This window comes from Planctopirus limnophila DSM 3776 (assembly GCF_000092105.1).
In the GTDB taxonomy this organism is placed as follows: Bacteria; Planctomycetota; Planctomycetia; order Planctomycetales; family Planctomycetaceae; genus Planctopirus; species Planctopirus limnophila.
The window spans coordinates 274,074-293,476 of record NC_014148.1; the positions used below are offsets into that span (position 1 = coordinate 274,074).

Sequence of the window (19,403 nt, forward strand, 5' to 3'; positions counted from 1 at the left end):
AGAAAATCCAGTCCCTACCCGCCGCCCGGATGGAGTTGCACGCTCTGGTTCAGTGGTTTGGCCTTAACAAGATTCCAACTGATCACTGGGAGATTTCCCACGATGACTTGGATCTCTTCGTTTTTTGAATGGTTCTTCAAGCGGTCAGTGGCGTGTGTTGAGGTTTTTCCGCAGCCAGGTTGCTTGAAATTTACGGGATGGATTTGAGTGAGTTCTGCGGGCCAGCCAACAGTATCCTGGGATGAAATCAAAGAGCAGGTGCGTGCTCGGACAGATATTGTCCAGCTCATCGGCGAAACGGTTTCTCTCCAACCTGCCCGAGGTGGTCGCACATTTCAGTGTCTTTGTCCTTTTCACGATGACCACAATCCTTCCATGCAGGTGAATCCGGAGCGGCAGACCTATCGCTGCTGGGTGTGCAATGAAGGGGGAGACTGCTTCTCGTATGTGATGAAGCACGACAATCTCAGTTTTCCGGAAGCGTTGACTTTACTGGCTGAAAAAGCAGGGATTGAGCTGCCACGCCGCAGTCGAAACGAAGCCGGCTTTGGGGAATCCTCAGGTCCGAAAAAGAGCGATCTGTTTGATGTTCTCGTGTGGGCTTCTCGCGAGTTCCAGCAATGTTTGAAGAGTTCTGCGCTCGGGGCACCGGCCAGAGAATATCTGGCTTCGAGGCAGCTCAAACCCGAAATTGTCGAGCAGTTTGCGCTCGGCTATCACCCGGACGACTGGCACTGGCTGCAGGAGCGGGCTCGTGGCCGTTTCTCCGTTGATTCTCTCGCCGTTGTGCGCCTCGTGGGGGCTCGAGATAACGGCCCTGGCCATTATGACTTTTTTGTCGACAGGCTGCTCTTCCCGATTTGTGATGAACGCAGCCGACCAGTCGCGTTCGGCGGCCGGATTATTCCCGGTCGGCCCGCAAAGGAAGATGCTCCCAAATATTGGAACAGCCCGGAGAGCCCGCTGTTTTCCAAAAGCCGTCTCTGTTATGGCCTCGATCAGGCACGGGAGGCGATTCGCCGCACGGAGACTGTCGTGGTGACAGAAGGCTATATGGATTGCATCAAAGCCCATCAACATGGGCTGAAAAATGCCGTGGCGACATTAGGCACAGCACTCACTGAAAACCATGTCCAGGTATTGAAGCGTTTAGCCCGAAAATTTGTGTTGATTTATGACGGTGATACTGCCGGATTGAATGCTGCCGAACGTTCGTTGCCGCGATTTCTGGCTCAAGACGTCGATTTACGAATCTTGACGCTTCCGGAAGGTCTCGACCCTGACGAATTTCTCGAAGCGAAGGGGTTGGCGGCTCTCGAACAGGCGATTCAGGAAGCTCCCGAGGCATTGGAGTTCAAGCTCCGCCGATCAATTGAAAGGTTTGGCACCGGAAGTGTGGATGCCCGTCAGCGTGTGACGGATGAACTGCTGGAAACCATGGCTCTTTCGCCAGGACTTGCGGGTTCTGTCCGTGAGAGAAATCTGCTTTCCAGGCTCACTTCCCGGCTGGGATTGAGTGAATCGCTCCTGCAAAAGCGATTACGCGACCTGCGCGTCGAACAGCGCTTCAAGAATGTTTCTCAGCCTCCCCGAAAAGTTGATCCAGCCGAATCATCGATCATTGACGACGAAAGACCGCTTCAGGAGCAGGTCAATTCGCTTCAGAGATCGACCGCCGGAGACGATCTGCTGGAAAGCGAGTTCTTCCGCCTGTTGCTCCAATCACCGGATGATTTTCTATGGGTAAGCCAGCGAGTTGGTTCCGACGACTTCCATCACCCTGCATTCCGGCACCTGTGGTGTGTGTGCCTCGATGTGGTCGAACATGGACTGTTGCCGTCGTTTGAACTTTTGTTGGCACAAACCGAATCACCCGCCCTCAAAGGACTTCTGGCGTGGCTGGGAGAAAGCCACCTGAGTGCGGCTGAACTGCTGAGCCTCCAGGAATCGGCCGGAGTGATAGCGTCCACCAGCGAGCTGGAAAACTGGGCAGGTCAGCCAGGTTCAGCGGGTTCTGTAGCCGACCCAGGAGTTCGACGGCACTTACTCAGCCAGTTGACAGACCGATTGGTGCTCCGCAGAGAACTGAACTTGCATAAAGCACGCCGTATGGAACGTGGAGAGGCCGGGGCGAAATTGAATCCGTCAGCGAAAGATGTTTTGGCACAAGCCATGCTTATTCATCGAAAACGAGCCGGGGGCATGCAGAACAATCCCCACGAATCACCTTCCGGGGCGTAGAATTTTTGAGACGTGAGATTTTTTGAAGAAAATCAGAGATCAGGAAGTGCCGCACTTGAACCCGTTTTGCAACAGGAATTACCAATTTGCAGAACTTGCAACATCAGAACTGCTTGCAACTTCCGAACAGACGGAAAAGTGAAGATCATAATTCAGAAGTTCAATTCAACTCGATCCGACAGTGCGAAAGGGAGGATTCATAATTCGCTGACATGAAACGATCTGTCTCTCTCAAGCAATAGATAGAGAGAACGGGTTGGCATCGCCAAAGATATTCTGTCAGTCCACTAAGGACAGGCTTCGATCCTCACTGATATAAACATAACGAAAGCTGGTGTTTTGTGTTGATCGAACCTGTTGCTACTTAGAGAGTTCGTTTGATTTGACCGTGTGATGAACGCACGGTGCGATTTTCCAGGGATGGGTCATGTCTGAGGGGGATGTTCGGCAAAACAAACATTGAGCAGCAGGCATGTGGCTCTTGTTCCAAAAATCAGTGGACAAGTTGATGCAGCGTGTTGGTTACGGGTTGTCGGGCATCCATGACACATGATGTGGAATTGAGAACTCTCTGGAGGGAGGCAAAACCTCCAGAGTTTGTCGTTCAGCATCACAAGTTGGAAATAACATTCGGGTTTGTCCCGAATCATGACCAGTTGAGGAGAATTCTGTGCATCGACTTGATCAAGGCCTGCATGAGTTAATTGTTCGTGGGAAAAAGCAGGGCTTTCTGACGTATTCACAGATCAACGACTATCTTCCGGATGAAGCGATGAATCCGGAGAAGCTCGACGAGTTGCTGGGATCGATCTGGGAAGAAGGTCTCAAGATCGTTACCGATGACCAGGTGGGGATGATTGTCGAGGAGAAGAAGAAGCCGCGGACTCGTGCCAAGAACGGCAAGGAAGTTGTCGTCGAAGAAAAGTCGAAGAAGATCGACGACCCCGTGAGAATGTATCTCACTCAGATGGGTGAGATTCCCCTGCTGACTCGTGAGAAGGAAATCTCTCTCGCCAAAACCATCGAAGTGACTCGCAATCAGTTTCGCGAAGAGCTTCTGGAATGCGATTACGCACTGAAGATGGCATTCGATACGCTCTCGAAGGTCAACAGCGGAGAATTGCCTTTCGATCGCACCATTAAAGTCAGTGTGACCGAATCCAAAGAGAAGAACCAGATTCTGGGGCGCATGCCTCACAACCTGAAGACGATTGAAAACCTCCGTAAGCAGGCGATTGGCGACTTCGAGAAATCGATTGATGCCAATGCCTCTTCCGATGAGCGTAAAGAAGCTGAAAAGCAGCACCTCAAGCGTCGCCGCAAGATGGTCAAGCTGATTGAAGAACTCAGCCTGCGAACTCAGCGTCTACAACCCACCATGAAGCGGCTGGAGCAGATCTCCCGCCGGATGTGCGACCTGCAGCGTCAGATTGACAGCCTCAAGCACCTGAAAAGTGCTCGCGACGAACGTGCCAATATCCACAAGGAATTGCACGATCTGATGATGATGACGCTCGAAACGCCCGAAGGACTTCGTCAGCGTGTCGAACGAGTTCGCGAACGCTTTGCCAAATACGAACAGGCAATGCGTGATCTCTCGGGTGGTAACCTGCGACTGGTTGTTTCGATTGCCAAGAAGTACCGCAATCGTGGTCTCTCCTTCCTCGATCTCATTCAGGAAGGGAACACCGGCCTGATGCGTGCCGTCGATAAGTACGAGTATCGCCGGGGCTACAAATTCAGTACTTACGCGACATGGTGGATCCGGCAGGCGATTACCCGTGCGATTGCCGATCAGGCCCGCACGATTCGTATTCCTGTCCACATGATCGAAACGATGTCCAAGCTCCGTAAAGTGGCCAAAAAGCTGCTTCAGGAGATGGGCCGCGAACCAACCCTCGAAGAAACCGCTGAAGCCGCTGGTGTTTCTCTCGAAGAGACTCGCCGCGTTATGAAGATTTCGCGTCATCCGATTTCGCTGGATCGTCCGGTGGGCGAAAGCGAAGACAGCTACTTTGGTGATTTCATCGAAGACGACAACACCGAAAGCCCTGTGATGGCCGCCACACAGGAGATGCTCAAGGACAAGATTGATAACGTCCTCAAGACGCTCACTTACCGTGAGCGGGAAATTATCAAGCTGCGATACGGTCTTGGTGACGGCTACACCTACACTCTTGAAGAAGTCGGCCGCATTTTCAAAGTCACTCGTGAACGTGTCCGCCAGATTGAAGCCAAGGCTGTTCGCAAATTGCAGCACCCGGTGCGCAGCAAACAACTAAAGGGTTTCCTCGATGGCCTGATGATTGCCGTCGCCAAATAGCGAGTCGATTTCAGCCTGTTGAACGTATTTTCCGATGATACTCAGGCCGCAGAAGTGATCCCTTCTGTGGCCTGAGCTTTTCGCTGGGCGTGATTTCCCACTTTACGAGTAATCAGTCCCTGTCGGGAAATCTCTCAAATCTTGGAAGCCTTGCAGGAAAGTCAACACGGCGCCCAGTTGCTACAATTTCGGCATGGCAACCTCATTGGATCTTCCGCAATCTCGCACGATTTTCTGGCCGGCTGTCTTCACACTGGCACAGCGCGAAGTCATTCGTTTCTTGAGGCAGCGTTCGCGGCTGATTGGTGCACTGGCCCAGCCCATCCTGTTCTGGATTCTCTTTGGGGCAGGTCTGCGAGGTTCGTTTCAGTCGAACGACGGCGCTTCATTTCAGGCCTATTTCCTGCCGGGTGTGGCGGTCATGATTGTGCTGTTCACAGCCATTTTCTCGACCATCTCGATCATCGAAGATCGGCGTGAAGGGTTTCTGCAGGGAGTTCTGGCAGCCCCGGTTTCTCGTCTGGCCATCGTGATTGGTAAATTGCTGGGTGGTTCGATACTGGCTGTCTCTCAGGCTCTGTTGTTTCTCTTGATTGGGCCTTTACTCTCTTTCATCGGGCTGACGGAATCCGTCCCGCTGGGCCTGACCATCTCGAACATTCTGCCAGTGATTGGCTTTCTCACGCTCCTTGCCTTCGCACTGACCGGGCTGGGTTACATGATTGCCTGGCAGATGACATCCACGCATGGATTTCACGCCATTATGAGTGTCTTTCTCATGCCCATGTGGTTGTTAAGTGGTGCTTTTTTTCCCGCTCAGGAAGGTTGGCTCAAATGGGTTCTCGCTGTGAACCCACTCACCTATGGAGTCGCTGGTTTAAGGCTATTGTTGCGCCCCGAGTCGGCCATCAATTTACCATCCTGGAATACCTGCCTGCTCGTGACTGTTTTATTTGCTGTTTTCTGTGTGACTGTGGCCTGCTGGCAAACCAGTCAGAGATCGATCAGAAATGTTCGCTGATGATCACTGGCCTCGAGGGGTCTCGAGGTGAACCTGCAATACAGATGATTCTGCTGGGAAGATGACAGGTTGAACTTATGCAAATGATGATTTCCCATCCGCACCGATCGCTGATCAAGTCTGAGTCACGCCTCTCGAAGACATTAATGGCGTATGGAAGCATGACGGCTCTGATGATTGGTTGCCTGACTCTCCTGCCAGTTGGTGCTCCCATGGCACTGGCTCAGGAATCATCCGGCACGATGATCAAGGTTCAGCCGGGTGAAGGGAGCATCATTGACTCATCTCAACTCACAACAGCACCCAGCCAGGGGCTCGTTGATCAGCACGGGAAGCTGATCCCGAAGGATCCACTGACGGGTCAAAATGCGATCTGGCCTGCGGAAGGAGTCGAACCTTTTGAGTTCACCAATCAGGACGGTGAGAAGATCAGTAACGAGTCACTGAAGGGTAAGCCCTACGCCATCTCGTTCGTGTTCACCCAGTGCCGGGGACCCTGCCCCATGGTGACAGGCGCCATGCGGGAACTTGCTGATCGTACTCAAAAATACGATGTCAATCTGGTCACTTTGAGCATTGATCCAGCGAGAGATACTCCCGAAGTGTTGAAGGAGTATGCCAAAACGTATGGCGCAGATACCAGTCGCTGGCAGTTTCTTACCGGGCCGCAAAATGAGGTGCACAAACTCATTGCCACCAACTTTCTGATGCCGGTCGGAGAAGATACTTCGCCGCAGCGTGAACTGGGCAAAGAATTTGAACATACCACCAACGTCATGCTGGTTGATGCGCTAGGGGTCGTTCGCGGGAAGTTTAACTCCACCAATCCCGCTGAAATGGCGGTCTTACGCAGGCACCTCATCACTCTGGCCACGGGTGTCGAACCGGAGCCATTGCCTGAGGAGAAAATGATTGTCCTTGCGGGTAATGTGCGACCCATTCCACCTGAGGATCTGCTCCCCCGCTGGGTCAAAACGCTGCCCGCCATCAATGCCGCTCTCAATGGCCTGGCGACTTTGCTATTAATTACAGGTTACATCTGTATCCGGCGAGGTCAGCGTGAAATGCATCGCCAGCTGATGCTTTCCACCTTCATGACATCTGTCGTATTTTTAGTCTGCTATCTGGTCTATCATTGGGCTTTACACGCCTACACCGGTTCCAGTGGCAAGAAATTTGAAGGAACAGGGATCATCCGCCCGGTCTACTTTGCCATACTCGTAACCCATGTGGCGTTGGCAGCACTTGTCCCCGTACTGGCGATTATTACCATCAGCCGTGCCTTACGCGGCCAGTGGGAACGCCATCGCCAACTGGCGGTCATTACGTTCCCCATCTGGCTCTACGTGAGTGTGACCGGCGTGCTGATCTACTTCATGCTCTATCATCTCTTCCCTGGCCCTCAAGCCTGAGTTGAGACCGGTGCAGATATTAAGATACGCAGATCATCGAGGTCGCAGCAGTCGATCAAGGCCACCAGGGAGCTTCCCGTCAATCAGTGATTCGACGGCTGAGCCCGCCACTCGCTTCGCCAGATCACCAATCGCTCGACCATCGACCTGAGGCCTGGAAAGCGTACCACCCACAGGGATATTGATCGTCTGCCCTTTCAAAGCCTGCAGTACCGGTCGATCACCAATCCAGTCATCCAGCAGAGGAATCTGTACGACCATCTGAAGTGATTCATCGAGGCCTACCGAACCTGTTGTGCGGATCGTGGCGAGACTCGTTTCGAAGATCAACTGGCGATGATGCAGCCGCCCGTTGACCAGCCGGAATTCCGTCTGCTGCTCGGGCATACGCATCAAAGTCCCACCATTCCCAGTCCCGGCTCCACGGTCAATGACCGCACGAATCTGTTGAATGACCCCCGTAATCTGCATGGCTAATGGCCCGGCTGCAACTTCTGCCCCATGGATCTTGAGCACACCACCCACATCCGCACCATTCATGTTCGACAGCGGAATTTGCCCCCCCGCCAATTCGAGGCTGGTCGAACCACTCACTCTGGTGGCATCGGCCAGAAGTGGAACAGCATACTTCAGCCATGTCTCGCACAACTCCTGCGAGAACTGTACGTTCTGAGCGACTTCACCTTTGGGGAGAATGATGACCGGCACCGGTGCTGCCAGATGTACGGCTGGTGCGAGCATGACCCGACCCTGGTTCACTGTCGTATTGATCGGTGTCATTCGCAGCCAGCCATCTTCCAATCGGCCACCCAGTTCGACGGCACCAATCTCCAGATTCATATAACTCGCATCATCCCAGCCAATCCCGGCTTCACCCGTAAACGACTTGATCCAGGCGAGATCACTGGCTGGAACTCCACTGGTCGAAACATTGACGGATGGCGTCGTCATGGCCATCCCGCTGGAAGGCAGGTTCCCGATCAGTTGAAACTTACGCTGCCCTTTGCCGGTGATTCTTAATGTGCGAGAGGGACTTCCATTGCTGGTATTGGTCGCAAGTCGAGGAGTTAATCGATCCCAGTCGTAAGCCAGTTCACCTGTGAGTTCGACGCGAGGTTGAGTCTCATCGAGATTTAAGCGGCCACGGGAAGTCATACCCAAACCACTTCCTTGTAGAGAAAAACTGGCCAGTTCCCAGTTGTTCTGGCCGAGAGTTCCTTTCACCAGGAGTTGAGAGGTGATGTTGGTCTCAGAAAATAAGGGCTGCCAGACTCCAGGCTCTCCCGGCCGACTGGTCAACGATTGAATTTCGATGCGGTCGGATTGGAGTTGGGTATCCAACTGTACCGAACTCCCTTGTGCTTCGACTTTGACGGTCCCCGTGACAATTCCCACAGGAACGGTCGTCATGGGGACAGCCGAAGAATTCGTCCAGCGGGCCAAAGTTGCGAGATCAGCTTTAAGCCCGACATCCCCAGCGAGTGCCTGAATACCATTGGCATTTCCCGCATACACAATGTTCTTGCCATCAAGAATAATGGCCGAACTGCGCACGAGGAGTTCCGGGAGTTTGACCTGCCCACTCTGGCGATCCATGGAGGAAGAGAGATCCACACGAATTTCACGATCGACCAGTTGAATCCCACTTCCCAGCAATTGAGCATCACTCCAGCGAAGTTTGCCCCCTTGAAGATTCAATGTCGATTTGTCCCAGAGCACCGTCGCAGACTGCTCGACCAGGCCGTTGGCTTCGTAGGCACCGACAAGATTTAATGACCGCGCCCGCGTCAGCCAGCGACCAGCTCCACCTTGAAGTGTCAGATCAAGACCTCCCGTAGAACCATCGAATAACACAGGTTGCAGGATGTTTGCAGTCAGTTTGTCACTGGCGGAAGCAACCACGAAAGTGCCACTCAAAGCCTGTGAAGGTGCCTTACCAGCGGGAGCATACAGTATGGCTTCGCCACCAATTCGCAGGTCGGGTTCGGCCCAGACAAACTCTTTGGCAGGCTGCTCTGCCGTCGGGAGACTGAGGACAAACTGGCTGGCCTGAAACTCTCCCGTCACCTTCACTCGTTCGGTCGTGGTGCGTTCAAGAGCCATATTCCCGTTCAATTCACCGGCAAGAGTCAATCCTCCCAGATCGAGAAAGCGACCCATTTCTTCAGCCAGTTTGGCGAGGTTGGCCTGCAGTCGAACTTCACCGGCATCGATTGTTCCACGGCCCGTAGCCACCATGAACGGCGATTGCACATTCAGGCTTTCGACTTCGGCGACACCTTGTTCAATCAACATCACCAGTCGTGCGCTGACAGGTTCTGGCCACGAAAGTTTTCGACCCTGTTCCCGCGCTTCAAGCCCTTCCAGCTTGCTGGAAACAACCCACTGCTGCTGACCTTGGGCCGGACGCGAAGAAACGGCCATCGCTTCCAGTCGGCCCGCTTCAATCGAGATCCCTTCACGAATGCGCAAGGTGGCGGGCAAGAGCTTGGCGAGTCGAGCCAGATCAACAGCCGCCGATAACCGGAAATCGCCCAGTTCAGCGAGTGCCGTGGTCGCGTTACTGTCACCGGTCATGGCCGAAAGTAGGGCAGCCGTTGGCACGGGCCCATCGAGATCGATTCCGCCCACATCGGTCGAGAGCCGCAGTTTGCGAAACGTGGCCACTGGGCCAGACTGGCTGGCTTCACCGGCGAGAACAATGGCCTTGAATTGTGGCAGGTCGTTTCCCATTTGAGGAAAGCCCGCGATGGCCAGATCTGTCAGGCCGATCTGTCCATTCCATGTCCACTCGGCCTTTTCGATCTCGGGTGGAAATTTCCAGTTGGCCTTCCCCGAAGCAGAGAGTATGCCAGCCAGTCGTGCTTCGGGATACGACCGTTTTGCCAGGACTTCGCCGATCTCCAGAGGCAGGGCATCGCACTGAATATCAAGTTTGCCTTGAGAATTCGGGGTGTCGCCCCCGGTGCTGAGTGAATCAAAATCGATCGACAATGGTGTCTGAAAACGATCACCTTTGATTTCGCTTTTGACTTGAGCAGCCAGGCGGTTCGAGTGCGCATCCCCCAGGGTGGTGAAACTCACGTTGAGCCCATCGATCACGAACGCGCGGGGCGATGTGGTTTCCTTCCAGTTGACCTTTCCCTGGTCGATTTTGAAGGTATACGAGTAAGGCCCGCCACTGGATTCACCAGTCAGCAATTCACTCAGCAGGCGTTCGACATTTGAACTGGCTTCATCCAGCTTGAGTTCAATCACCGGTTGATGCAGGGTCATTGTACCGGGTGCTGCCGGCTGTCGAATGATCGAAACTAACGTCGCATCCGATGTCAGCCTGGGAATTGTGGCGATGATTTCGCCCTGAGCATCCTTAACGAGCACATTGCGAAGTTCGATGGCATTCAACCAGCCCAGACTGGCTTCGCCAATCGTCATGGTGCCTGTGAAGTGCGGAAAGAGCAGGCCCGGAATTTTCTGACGCAGTGATGTCTGGCCAACAATGGTGGGTGCCAGCCAACCGGCTGTGAGTAGCAGGACGACCAGCACGCCCAGATATCTTCCACTTCTTTTGGGAGGAGTTTCAGAATTCGAAGCAACAGGCATGTCGTTGGCAGGAGGCTCCTGACCAGGTAATGGTTCAGATGGAGCAACTGGCAGATTCAAAGTAGATCTCTCCTTATCGAACGACCAGGTCATTGATCAACATGACCCGTCGAATCAGCACACATCCATGGCTGTTGATGGATAAACCATCACCTGCATGTTTCGTCAGAACCTCATGAGTTTGTGGATAACCGGCTGATTGCTCAAGATCGGTTCTGAACACCCCCTTTCGCACATTTCCTGAACTCCGGATAAAGATGCAAAAAGTCGAACCGTTTCAGTCTTTGTATTTTCGCTGGTTCATTAGTCGTCTGGCAGAAACTGCACGTAATCCGGCGTTGTAGTAAGGGAAATTTGAAATGATGAAGATAAAATGAACAGGCAATAACCTTGTTTGATGAGTGATCGTCGTTGTAGTTCATAACTCGAAGAGCATATTCTTAACGCAGTCGACGCGAGAATTAAAAAGTGAAATGAGACACCCAAACAAACACATCCGGGCTGCGATTGAGTTTGCTCTCAGTTGCGGCTGGGCAGCCCGTTCTGGTGGCGGTCATGCCTTCTGTATAATTTTTTGTCCAAAGAATAATCGCAGTGGTTGCCAGAAAAGTGTCTGGTCAACTCCCCGTGACCCGGAAGCTCATGCTCGCGATATCATTCGATTTGTTGAAAAGTGTCCGCATTCCGGAGAGACAGATGACTAAAGAATTCACATTGTGGATTGATGCTGGTGAGCAAGAACTGCTGGAATGGTCGAACTCGGTTTTTGAAGCGGGTGGAGACGATATGTCGCCGGGAGTGCATTGTGGCGAGGCTTACGTTTCGGTTCATCGGGAAGCAGAAACCTTGGAGGAAGCCATTCGAAGTGCCCACATCACTCTGGCTAAGGCTGGTTTACGCGTGATTCGTTGCGAGATCGACGCCACTCAATCGGCTGCGATGGGAATCGCGTCTTGAGTGAGCAAACTCTGAAGATCATTGTGTCAGCAAATTTCTGTGAATTTGAATAGTTTCTCGTGGGACCCCTGGCTGGGAAACTTTTGTTTTGTACAGGTGTCCCAAAGGGAGATCTCCCTGCGATCAATTCATCGGATTCGGCTCGTTCTGTAAGAAAATCCTGTGCAAGATGTAAAGATTGATGCCCGTCGAGTTTTGAGTACTCTCGCTTGGGTTGCTCGGACGCTGGCTCTCTTGTTTTGCAAGGATTGATCGTGAAGCAGCAAGTATTTCTCCGTGGGCTCGTGGTTTTCGCGACCGCTCTCCTTCTCACACTTCCTGGCATGACTAACGCTGAAGACTGGCCGCAATGGATGGGGCTCAATCGGGATGGACGCTGGCACGAAACAGGGCTCCTCCGCGAGTTTCCGGCTGACGGGGCCAAGTTCGCCTGGCGGGTTCCCGTGGGCATGGGCTACAGCGGCCCGGCTGTCGCTGGCGGTAAAGTCTTTCTGACAGACTATGTGAAAAAAACCGGCGAAATCAAAAACGACCCCGGTGCCCGCAATGTCCTCGATGGGCAGGAGCGGATTCGCTGCTTCAATGAGGCCGACGGAAAGCTGCTCTGGGAGCATGCCTACGATGCGCCGTATTCGATTTCTTATCCATCAGGCCCGCGTTGTACCCCCACAGTCGATCGAGATCTGGTGTACGCCCTGGGTGCAGAAGGAGAACTCACCTGTTTGCAGGTTCAAGATGGCAAAGTCCTCTGGAGCAAGAACTTCAAGAAAGATTTCGGAGTCGAAACCCCCATCTGGGGATTCTCAGGACACCCACTCGTCGATGGCGATCAACTGATCTGTGTGGTCGGTGCGAAAGACGGACTCCTGATCTCGTTCGATAAAAAGACAGGAACAGAAAAGTGGAGATCACTCAGCGCTTCTGAGCCAGGTTACGGTTCGCCCGTCATCATTGAAGCAGGCGGTGTCCGGCAACTCCTCATATGGACACCCGTAGAGATTGCTGCCGTCAATCCTTCCAATGGGAATGTCTACTGGAAGGAACCACTGCAGCCCGACTACGCCATGTCGATCATGGCTCCGCAGAAATCGGGTGATTTTTTGTTCGCCAGTGGCATTGGCAATGTGGGGGCTGTCTATGAACTTGACCGCACCAGACCAGGTGCCAAACTTTTGTGGCGAGGCACCAATAAGACCGCCCTCTATGCCGCCAACGCGACTCCACTCATTGTCGATGGAGTGATTTACGGCTGCGATTGCAATACCAGCCAGTTTCGAGCCGTAGAACTATCGACTGGCAAAAGGCTGTGGGAGACGTTCGCTCCCACGACGAATGAACGCCGTGCGCGGCACGGCACAGCGTTTCTTGTACAGAATGGGGACCGTTACTTTCTGATGAGCGAGACGGGTGAACTGATCATTGCTCAGCTCTCAGCCCAGAAGTATGACGAGATCAGCAGAACCCGGATTCTCGAACCCACGGGTGAAGCCTTCGGAAGACCTGTCGTCTGGTCGCATCCGGCGTTTGCCAACGGCCATATCTACGCCAGGAACGACAAAGAGCTGGTGGCTGTCGATCTGCGTGATCACGCCAAGTGATTCAGCTTCTGGTCATGACCAACCATCTGCCAGATATCTTAGACATGCAAAGAACACTACAGGCGGCCAATACGCGCGTTCTCATGATCGAGTGTCATCACCGACTCAATCGTGTAGTTCGGTGAAAAGTACTGAAAGAACAGGCCGACATCACTCAAAGGTAATGTGACACGCACCGTAACCTGTTCGGTACTCTCGGTGATCGGGTCAGGCGAGATGGTCACGCTGGCCTGTGTGGAATTGGTGCTGGCGAGAATGACATTTGCGCGAGCACGAGCATCTGCAACGGTTTTGCCAGGCACAATCGCCACACGGGCTGCTTCGAACGCTGCCTGATCGACCGTCTGCTGGCACTGCACCACACGCCAGGCTTCGAAGAAGAAAAGCATGACGAGCATGAAGACAGGAAAAACCAGCGAGAACTCGACCATCAAGGCACCTCGACGGGCATGATGATGAAAGCGTTGTCTATTTCGGTTGGCGTTCATTCAGTCACCACAATAGGAATCGCGTTGGCAATCGATCGGAAACTTTCCGCCAGTTCGGCAGCAGTATTGGCATGCAGGCTCAAGCCTTTGCCGGCAGTGGCCGTCACAGAGTTCATCGTGGCACGACCTTGAGCCGTAGCTCCAAAAGTCACGCTATGAATAATTGTGGATGATTGCGAATAGGCACTCGCTGCCAGACTGACAGGTTCTGTCCCCTGATTAAACATCCCATCGCTGAAGACAATGATGATCGGCTGGCCCGTCTTGAGGCGAGCCTGGCTGGATGTCGTCAGCATCGTCTGAGCGGCTGTAATCCCGGCACCAATATCTGTCCCGCCAATGAGTGGTACCTGCCCGATAGCTGTCAATTTCGATGTAATCGTTGAGAAGGTGGAAGTAAGATCACTTTCCACAGTCAGTTTGACGGAGCTGTACTTACCGAATGTGTAGTCGCCAGCATAAGTCACGAGCCCCACACGAGCCGCTACCTGACGCTGATTCAAAATCGTCAAAAAGTCATTCACACTGGCTGAAAGAATTGCCCATCGGCTTCCTGTGGGATCAGGCGGGCTGAAGTAGTTTTCAACCAGTGGTCTTTGTCGGACAGCTTCAGGATATTCGAACTCAACTCCCGATAGATCCCAACCCATCGAGCCTGATCGATCGAGCACGATGACAATGTCATAGTCCAGCCGCATAGCGACGGCATTGAGTTCTGTCGAATACTCAGGAGCTCCGACAAAACCACCAAAGGGAAGTTCCACCGGCCCCGCTGCCGATGTTTTGGTCTTGCGACCAAAAACTCGCGCTGCATTCGTCGGTGTGCCATTGATCGCAAACGAATAGCTGCCATTCGACTGCCGAGTCGATCTGCCAAATTGAATATCGTTATCGTTTAACGAAAGAGCCTTGCCTCCCACTTCAAAACGAGAGGCAATATCGCGGGCGGCAGCACGGCCCGAAGTTGTCGATTGTGTTTCCACCAGTCGGATCACTGCCGAACGAGCAGCGGCGTCGGTTGCGGCCCGGAGTTCAGCACGCGTCAGTTCGACATAGGAGAGTGAAAGAAAAAACCCCGCCAAAGCCAGGAGCGCGACCATCACAAAGGCAGCCAGGATCGCAATCGCACCCCGCCTGGGATGTGGCTTGTGAATGACTCGTCGATGACCTGAGGAATTTTTTCGCATCATCAATCTCCCTTTCGGGGAAACTTCACGCAGAAAATCGCTTATTCCCGCAGCACAGCACCGCGATAAACAATCTCAGTGGGAACAGTCCAGCCCAGGGGTTCAACTCCCAGGGCTGTGTAATTGGCCCGAACTTGAATCTCGATCAATTCGCCAGGTCGCAGATTCGAAATTTCCGTAGGGGTAATTGTAATTGTTGCCTGACTGATCCTGCGGCCAGTCAGAATCTGACGAACCAAGGTTGTGACTTCCGTACTGCTGACATCCCTGCGTGAGGCAATACGAATTCCTTCAGCAGTGGCAGCAACCACACCCTTGCGAAAGTGAATAATCTGCGAAACGGCAATCGTGCCGAACACCACCAGGATCAGCACTGGAAGTACCAGTGCCATTTCCACAGCCGCCGCTCCGCGACGAGCTGGTTGAGGAATCTGGCGGGATCGGGGACGGGACAATCGCATGATCAATGCATTTCAAAAAATGACCGTTTCGATGGAACATGCCGCTGATTGCCACTCATCGGATCGATGAGAGTTCAGGTTCGCGTGGGCCTAGTGAGGCAGATCACCTTTTTCAATCGAGATGTCGTAACCAAAGTCGATCACGAAGAGAGTATCGTTGTAGTCGAGGTCACCACCGCCCACGATGTCTTCAAAGCCAATCATGACGTAGCCGGGGTGAGTATCTTTGAAGTAGACCGCGATCACATGCTGGAGCTTGTCCGAGTTGAGTTCTGGAAAGTTTCGCAGCAGATTCTTGGTCCCATTCGCACCATCCGAGCAGAGGAAGAAATCCACCTGCTTCCCTGCCTGAATCGTGCCGATCTCCACAAAATCACCAGCTTTAAGTCCACCCGACTGACTGGTGACTTTCCCCTTTTTGTCCTTAATCTGGGTGACTTCGAAAGAAGCATCGTCAAAAATCAGCTTGCCTTGCGTCAGTGGATCAATCAGCGTCGAAGATCCACTGCGTCCATGGCCGGCATCCACAATCGATACACCCAACTGGTTGCGATAACCAGCCCCCTCATGGACGAAGTAGACGCGGACAGGTTGAAGTGTGGTCAGTGGCAGATACAGCCGGGTGGGATCAAGCACGTAGTCTGGTGCCACCTTGAATTGCGATGCTTCCTTCAGGCTCTTGTCGATGAACTGCTGAAAGGTGGGCATGACCTGGTTAGCGAACTGCGTCGAACGAGTATCCGACTTCGCCTTTTGTACGGCAGTATATTTTGGCAGATTGAATGGATTCTTGGCTGCCTGTGCACAGGCCTCATGCATCGTTGACCAGGTGGCTGCCACCAGTATCAGTAACAACCCGCAATACTTCTTCATGACAAGTTCCTTAGAGGATTTTCCCGCAACTGAAAGGAACCTAGGTCATGTCGGAACGAAGTCAAAAAACGAGGTGAAAATTCGAGAGTTCACCGGCAACAATTCCGAATAATCCGGATTGTCGCGATTGTCAGTTCACAAAGAGCATCGTGTTGCAAAGTGACATCCACCGAACTGCGATCCATTTGACTTTTAATGCTGTTTGCTTGCTGCATGAGAAAATCTCACAAGAATCCAAAATTGCGCCAAGAAATCGAAACATCGAGCGAATCACCCCTCAGAGAGTCGTCATCAGCCCGAGAATCCGTTTGAAGTGAAAATGTGTTCATATGGCTGAGTGCTGCGACTCACGAACTGTTCAATGCAAAGTTTGATCCAGGACGACGGGGGGAATCATGCTCAAAAAATTGCTGTTTGCCGGTGTGGGAGTTCTGAGTCTGGGGGCACTCGTGTTCGGTGCAGAACTGCCGAGTTATCTCTTTACGAGTGCGAAAAGTCTGCGGAGTGCCGTGAAGGCGGAAGTCCCCGTCGAATTTGAGATTGCCAGGGCTCGTGAACTGGTCGAAAAGCTGGTGCCTGACATTCGGAAGTGCATGCAGGTGATTGCCGAGCAGCAGGTCGATACGCAGCAGTTGCGCAATCAGATCGCCAGCCGGAGTGGCAATCTGGATCATCAGAAACAGTTGATTTTGTCCCAGAAGGCGAACCTGTCGAGTGGTCAGGGGACATTCCGTTACGCAGGCCATACCTATTCAGCCAATGACGTACAGCGTGATCTTTCGATCCGTTTTGAACGTTTCAAAGCTGCCGAGCAGACTCTCGCTGCTGATCAGAAGGTGTTGCTTGCTCGGGAGCAGACGTTGACTGCCAATCAGGAAAAACTGGCGACGATGCTCAAATCCAAACAGGATCTCGAAGTCCAACTCGAACAGTTGACGGCTCGACTGGAAACTGTGCGTGCCGCCGAAGCCGCGACCAGCGTGACGATTGACGACTCCAATTTGAGCCGGGCACGTGAATTGATCACCAATCTGAATCGCCAGCTCGACATCAAGGAGAAGTTGATCGATCAATCAGGACAGATCTCCGGGTTGATTCCCATCGAAGAATCGGCCATTCCCCAAACCACAGAAGATCTGGCCCGTCAGATCGACAACTACTTCCAGCCTGAAGCCAAGCCTCAGGCCGGTGTGGCACAGGCTCACTAGCACACGGGACATGAGTGTGGGTGAGGTTGTTGCACAATGCTCGCTCCACGAAGTCAGGCAGGCTGTGCAGCAATTCGATAAGGCGCTGGTACATTCCGTCAGAACTTCATGTACCCTACCTGAAGAGAAATGCACGGCGTAGGCTCAGTCAAAGCTGCCACTCCCCCGCAAGGGGGAGGCAGTATGCATGGTGTGACAGGTCATTCAGGTACGAGTTGCTGGAACAGGAAAGGAGGAGTGTGCATGCGATTTCAGTACGCTCCTCAAAGTCGTCCGCTCTCTGGTTACGTGATTACACGGGGGATCCAGCGGGGCGGATTTGGTGAAGTCTACGAAGGTCTGTCGGCTGGCGGGAAGCGCGTCGCACTCAAGCTACTACAACGAGGAACAGAGATTGAACTTCGTGGTGTCCGCCAATGCCTGAACCTCAATCACCCCAACCTCGTTTCGATTTATGACATTCTGTATGACAACGAGGCCTCTGCCTGGATTGTCATGGAGTACATCGACGGCGTGACTCTGGACGATGTCATTGCCAATCATCCCCAGGGTTTACCTCATGAAGAGGTGGCTGAGTGGTTTTCGGGAATTGTGCAGGGTCTGGAATATCTCCATTCGCGGGGAATTGTGCATCGCGATCTGAAGCCCGCGAACATTTACCGCACGCATGGTGTGGTCAAAATTGGCGATGTTGGTCTTTCGAAACTGATGGATCAGGTGGATGCCCTGCATACACAGACCATTGGGACGGTGCATTATATGGCACCGGAAGTTTCGCATGGACGATATGGTCCGAGCATCGACTACTACAGCCTGGCGGTCATTCTGTATGAGTTATTGACAGGCAAAGTCCCCTTTTCAGGTGAGACCACGGGCGAAGTCCTGATGCGACATCTGACACACCTGCCCGAAACGACGCATTTGCCGCTCACCTTGCGACCCGTGTTACAAAAGGCTCTCGCGAAGAACGCAGCCGAGCGCTATCCCTCGCTTCAGGAGTTTCATGAAGGCGTCATGTCGGCTCTGGTACCTGCCGGTTTCGAGCGGGTAGCGGCTGTCGCCGGGGACGCAGTGGCGAGATCGATTCCAACAAAAACTCAACAACCAGTCTCTTTTTATGAAGTCAAGAAAGACCTGCCTCCTATGCCTGCGCTGCAGTCCCCTGTCCCAATCACTGAGTTTTTGCCATCAGGCCAGAAATCGGGTCATCGGAGGCTGGCTCACAGAAAGCGTGCAGAGAGCAACCAGTTGCGTCATTGGTCGCCTGCGAGTGATTCCAATGGGGAATTGGCTCGTCTGATTCCTGGTGGTTTACTGGGTGGCTGGTCTCAGGCGGTGTTTCTGACCATGGTGCTTTCAATGGGCCTGGCTGCCGCTCTGGCAATCGCCTTGCCGCCATTTGTCCCTTCACCACCCTGGCAGAACCTGACGGGGATGGGATTACTTGCTGCACAGTCCGCACTGGTCGTATTGGCTTTTCAAACAATCTTCTGGTGGTCGAGACGCGAGAGTAAGCCGGCCCCATTGACATGGATGTCGAGTCTGTTGCTGGGTGGAATGATGGGGGCCTGTGGTTATCTGTTGATGAATTACCTGATGGCTGAAAATCTGCTGGCAGCACCAGAACATGCCGCCATGGTGCGTCAACTGGGTGCTCAAAAATTGCGACTGGATGGCGGAGTCCCCTCCTGGCTTTCATGGGTTCTGTACTTTGCCAGCCTCGTGGCTCTCGGGAATTGGTCACAGCAGGCGAGCCTTCAGCGAGATGAACGGTTCTCAGCCATGACAATTCTCTTCTCAACGATGGCGGGTTGGATGTTGTCGTTTGTGATCTGGTTTCCACCGGTTTGGGGCTGCTTGTTTGCCGCTTGGATTTCCTGCGTGCTGCAACTTTCGACACCAGTCATCCAAGTCACGACCACCTATCGAGAGTCTGAGTAGCAGTGAACGGTGTGGGGGCAGATTCGTCCGAGGGTGATCGAGTGACCGGCCATCCATGAGACGGCTCGTAGACTGGTTCGCATTAAGATA

At 53.2% G+C, this 19,403-nt stretch carries 13 protein-coding genes; 8 read left to right on the forward strand and 5 right to left on the reverse strand.

All coding sequences use genetic code 11. The annotated features are described in order from the left end of the window. Nucleotides 1-207 precede the first annotated feature (207 nt). The 4 genes from dnaG (at nucleotide 208) to PLIM_RS23500 (ending at nucleotide 6,997) form a co-directional block, all read left to right on the forward strand. Complete coding sequence (gene dnaG / locus PLIM_RS22205) at nucleotides 208-2,241, forward strand: DNA primase (RefSeq protein WP_013108496.1); 2,034 nt, start codon at nucleotides 208-210, stop codon at nucleotides 2,239-2,241. A 670-nt stretch (nucleotides 2,242-2,911) separates the two neighbouring features. Further along, on the forward strand, nucleotides 2,912-4,564 hold the full coding sequence (gene rpoD / locus PLIM_RS24920) for an RNA polymerase sigma factor RpoD (protein ID WP_013108497.1): 1,653 nt from the start codon (nucleotides 2,912-2,914) through the stop codon (nucleotides 4,562-4,564). Between the two features lie 193 nt (nucleotides 4,565-4,757). Further along, the gene (locus tag PLIM_RS01100) at nucleotides 4,758-5,585 is read left to right on the forward strand and encodes an ABC transporter permease (protein ID WP_013108498.1); all 828 of its coding nucleotides are present in this window, start codon (nucleotides 4,758-4,760) and stop codon (nucleotides 5,583-5,585) included. A 77-nt stretch (nucleotides 5,586-5,662) separates the two neighbouring features. Then, entirely contained in the window at nucleotides 5,663-6,997 is a 1,335-nt protein-coding gene (locus PLIM_RS23500; protein WP_013108499.1) for a DUF420 domain-containing protein, read from the forward strand. Between the two features lie 33 nt (nucleotides 6,998-7,030). Here the strand turns inward: PLIM_RS23500 and PLIM_RS01110 are convergent, their stop codons facing one another. Next, nucleotides 7,031-10,660 (reverse strand): hypothetical protein, encoded by a 3,630-nt coding sequence (locus PLIM_RS01110; protein ID WP_013108500.1) that lies wholly within the window; start codon nucleotides 10,658-10,660, stop codon nucleotides 7,031-7,033. A 636-nt stretch (nucleotides 10,661-11,296) separates the two neighbouring features. Here PLIM_RS01110 and PLIM_RS01115 point away from each other — a divergent pair. Together PLIM_RS01115 and PLIM_RS01120 are read left to right on the forward strand one after the other, a co-directional pair. Continuing rightward, a complete protein-coding gene (locus tag PLIM_RS01115) occupies nucleotides 11,297-11,557 on the forward strand; it encodes a hypothetical protein (protein ID WP_013108503.1) in 261 nt (86 codons plus the stop codon). Between the two features lie 254 nt (nucleotides 11,558-11,811). Beyond that, entirely contained in the window at nucleotides 11,812-13,155 is a 1,344-nt protein-coding gene (locus tag PLIM_RS01120) for an outer membrane protein assembly factor BamB family protein (RefSeq protein ID WP_013108504.1), read from the forward strand. A gap of 56 nt (nucleotides 13,156-13,211) precedes the next feature. On the opposite strand, the gene PLIM_RS01125 is transcribed toward PLIM_RS01120, so the two are convergent. The 4 genes from PLIM_RS01125 to PLIM_RS22215 all read right to left on the reverse strand — a co-directional run bounded on the left by PLIM_RS01125 (nucleotide 13,212) and on the right by PLIM_RS22215 (nucleotide 16,164). Next, a complete protein-coding gene (locus PLIM_RS01125; protein ID WP_081440166.1) occupies nucleotides 13,212-13,643 on the reverse strand; it encodes a TadE/TadG family type IV pilus assembly protein in 432 nt (143 codons plus the stop codon). After that, nucleotides 13,640-14,833 (reverse strand): vWA domain-containing protein, encoded by a 1,194-nt coding sequence (locus tag PLIM_RS01130; RefSeq protein ID WP_041400885.1) that lies wholly within the window; start codon nucleotides 14,831-14,833, stop codon nucleotides 13,640-13,642. The genes PLIM_RS01125 and PLIM_RS01130 overlap by 4 nt, the downstream gene beginning before the upstream one ends. A 38-nt stretch (nucleotides 14,834-14,871) precedes the next feature. Continuing rightward, on the reverse strand, nucleotides 14,872-15,291 hold the full coding sequence (locus tag PLIM_RS22210) for a TadE/TadG family type IV pilus assembly protein (RefSeq protein ID WP_052301458.1): 420 nt from the start codon (nucleotides 15,289-15,291) through the stop codon (nucleotides 14,872-14,874). Nucleotides 15,292-15,381: 90 nt separating this feature from the next. After that, nucleotides 15,382-16,164: a DUF4114 domain-containing protein gene (locus tag PLIM_RS22215; RefSeq protein WP_013108508.1), complete on the reverse strand. Its 783-nt coding sequence runs from the start codon at nucleotides 16,162-16,164 to the stop codon at nucleotides 15,382-15,384. Nucleotides 16,165-16,559: 395 nt separating this feature from the next. Here PLIM_RS22215 and PLIM_RS01145 point away from each other — a divergent pair, with 395 nt between their 5' ends. Continuing rightward, on the forward strand, nucleotides 16,560-17,372 hold the full coding sequence (locus tag PLIM_RS01145) for a coiled-coil domain-containing protein (protein ID WP_013108509.1): 813 nt from the start codon (nucleotides 16,560-16,562) through the stop codon (nucleotides 17,370-17,372). 243 nt (nucleotides 17,373-17,615) lie between these two features. Beyond that, nucleotides 17,616-19,313, forward strand: coding sequence for a serine/threonine-protein kinase (locus PLIM_RS22220; RefSeq protein ID WP_013108510.1), 1,698 nt, complete (start codon nucleotides 17,616-17,618; stop codon nucleotides 19,311-19,313). Nucleotides 19,314-19,403 lie beyond the last annotated feature (90 nt).

What these genes read in the sequence shown, in the direction of transcription:
- PLIM_RS22210 (WP_052301458.1), bottom strand. Translation starts at nt 15,291, where the DNA reads ATGCGATTGTCCCGTCCCCGATCCCGCCAGATTCCTCAACCAGCTCGT.
- PLIM_RS01125 (WP_081440166.1), bottom strand. Translation starts at nt 13,643, where the DNA reads ATGAACGCCAACCGAAATAGACAACGCTTTCATCATCATGCCCGTCGA.
- PLIM_RS01115 (WP_013108503.1), top strand. Translation starts at nt 11,297, where the DNA reads ATGACTAAAGAATTCACATTGTGGATTGATGCTGGTGAGCAAGAACTG.
- PLIM_RS22220 (WP_013108510.1), top strand. Translation starts at nt 17,616, where the DNA reads ATGCGATTTCAGTACGCTCCTCAAAGTCGTCCGCTCTCTGGTTACGTG.
- PLIM_RS01100 (WP_013108498.1), top strand. Translation starts at nt 4,758, where the DNA reads ATGGCAACCTCATTGGATCTTCCGCAATCTCGCACGATTTTCTGGCCG.
- PLIM_RS23500 (WP_013108499.1), top strand. Translation starts at nt 5,663, where the DNA reads ATGCAAATGATGATTTCCCATCCGCACCGATCGCTGATCAAGTCTGAG.
- PLIM_RS22215 (WP_013108508.1), bottom strand. Translation starts at nt 16,164, where the DNA reads ATGAAGAAGTATTGCGGGTTGTTACTGATACTGGTGGCAGCCACCTGG.
- PLIM_RS01145 (WP_013108509.1), top strand. Translation starts at nt 16,560, where the DNA reads ATGCTCAAAAAATTGCTGTTTGCCGGTGTGGGAGTTCTGAGTCTGGGG.
- PLIM_RS01130 (WP_041400885.1), bottom strand. Translation starts at nt 14,833, where the DNA reads ATGATGCGAAAAAATTCCTCAGGTCATCGACGAGTCATTCACAAGCCA.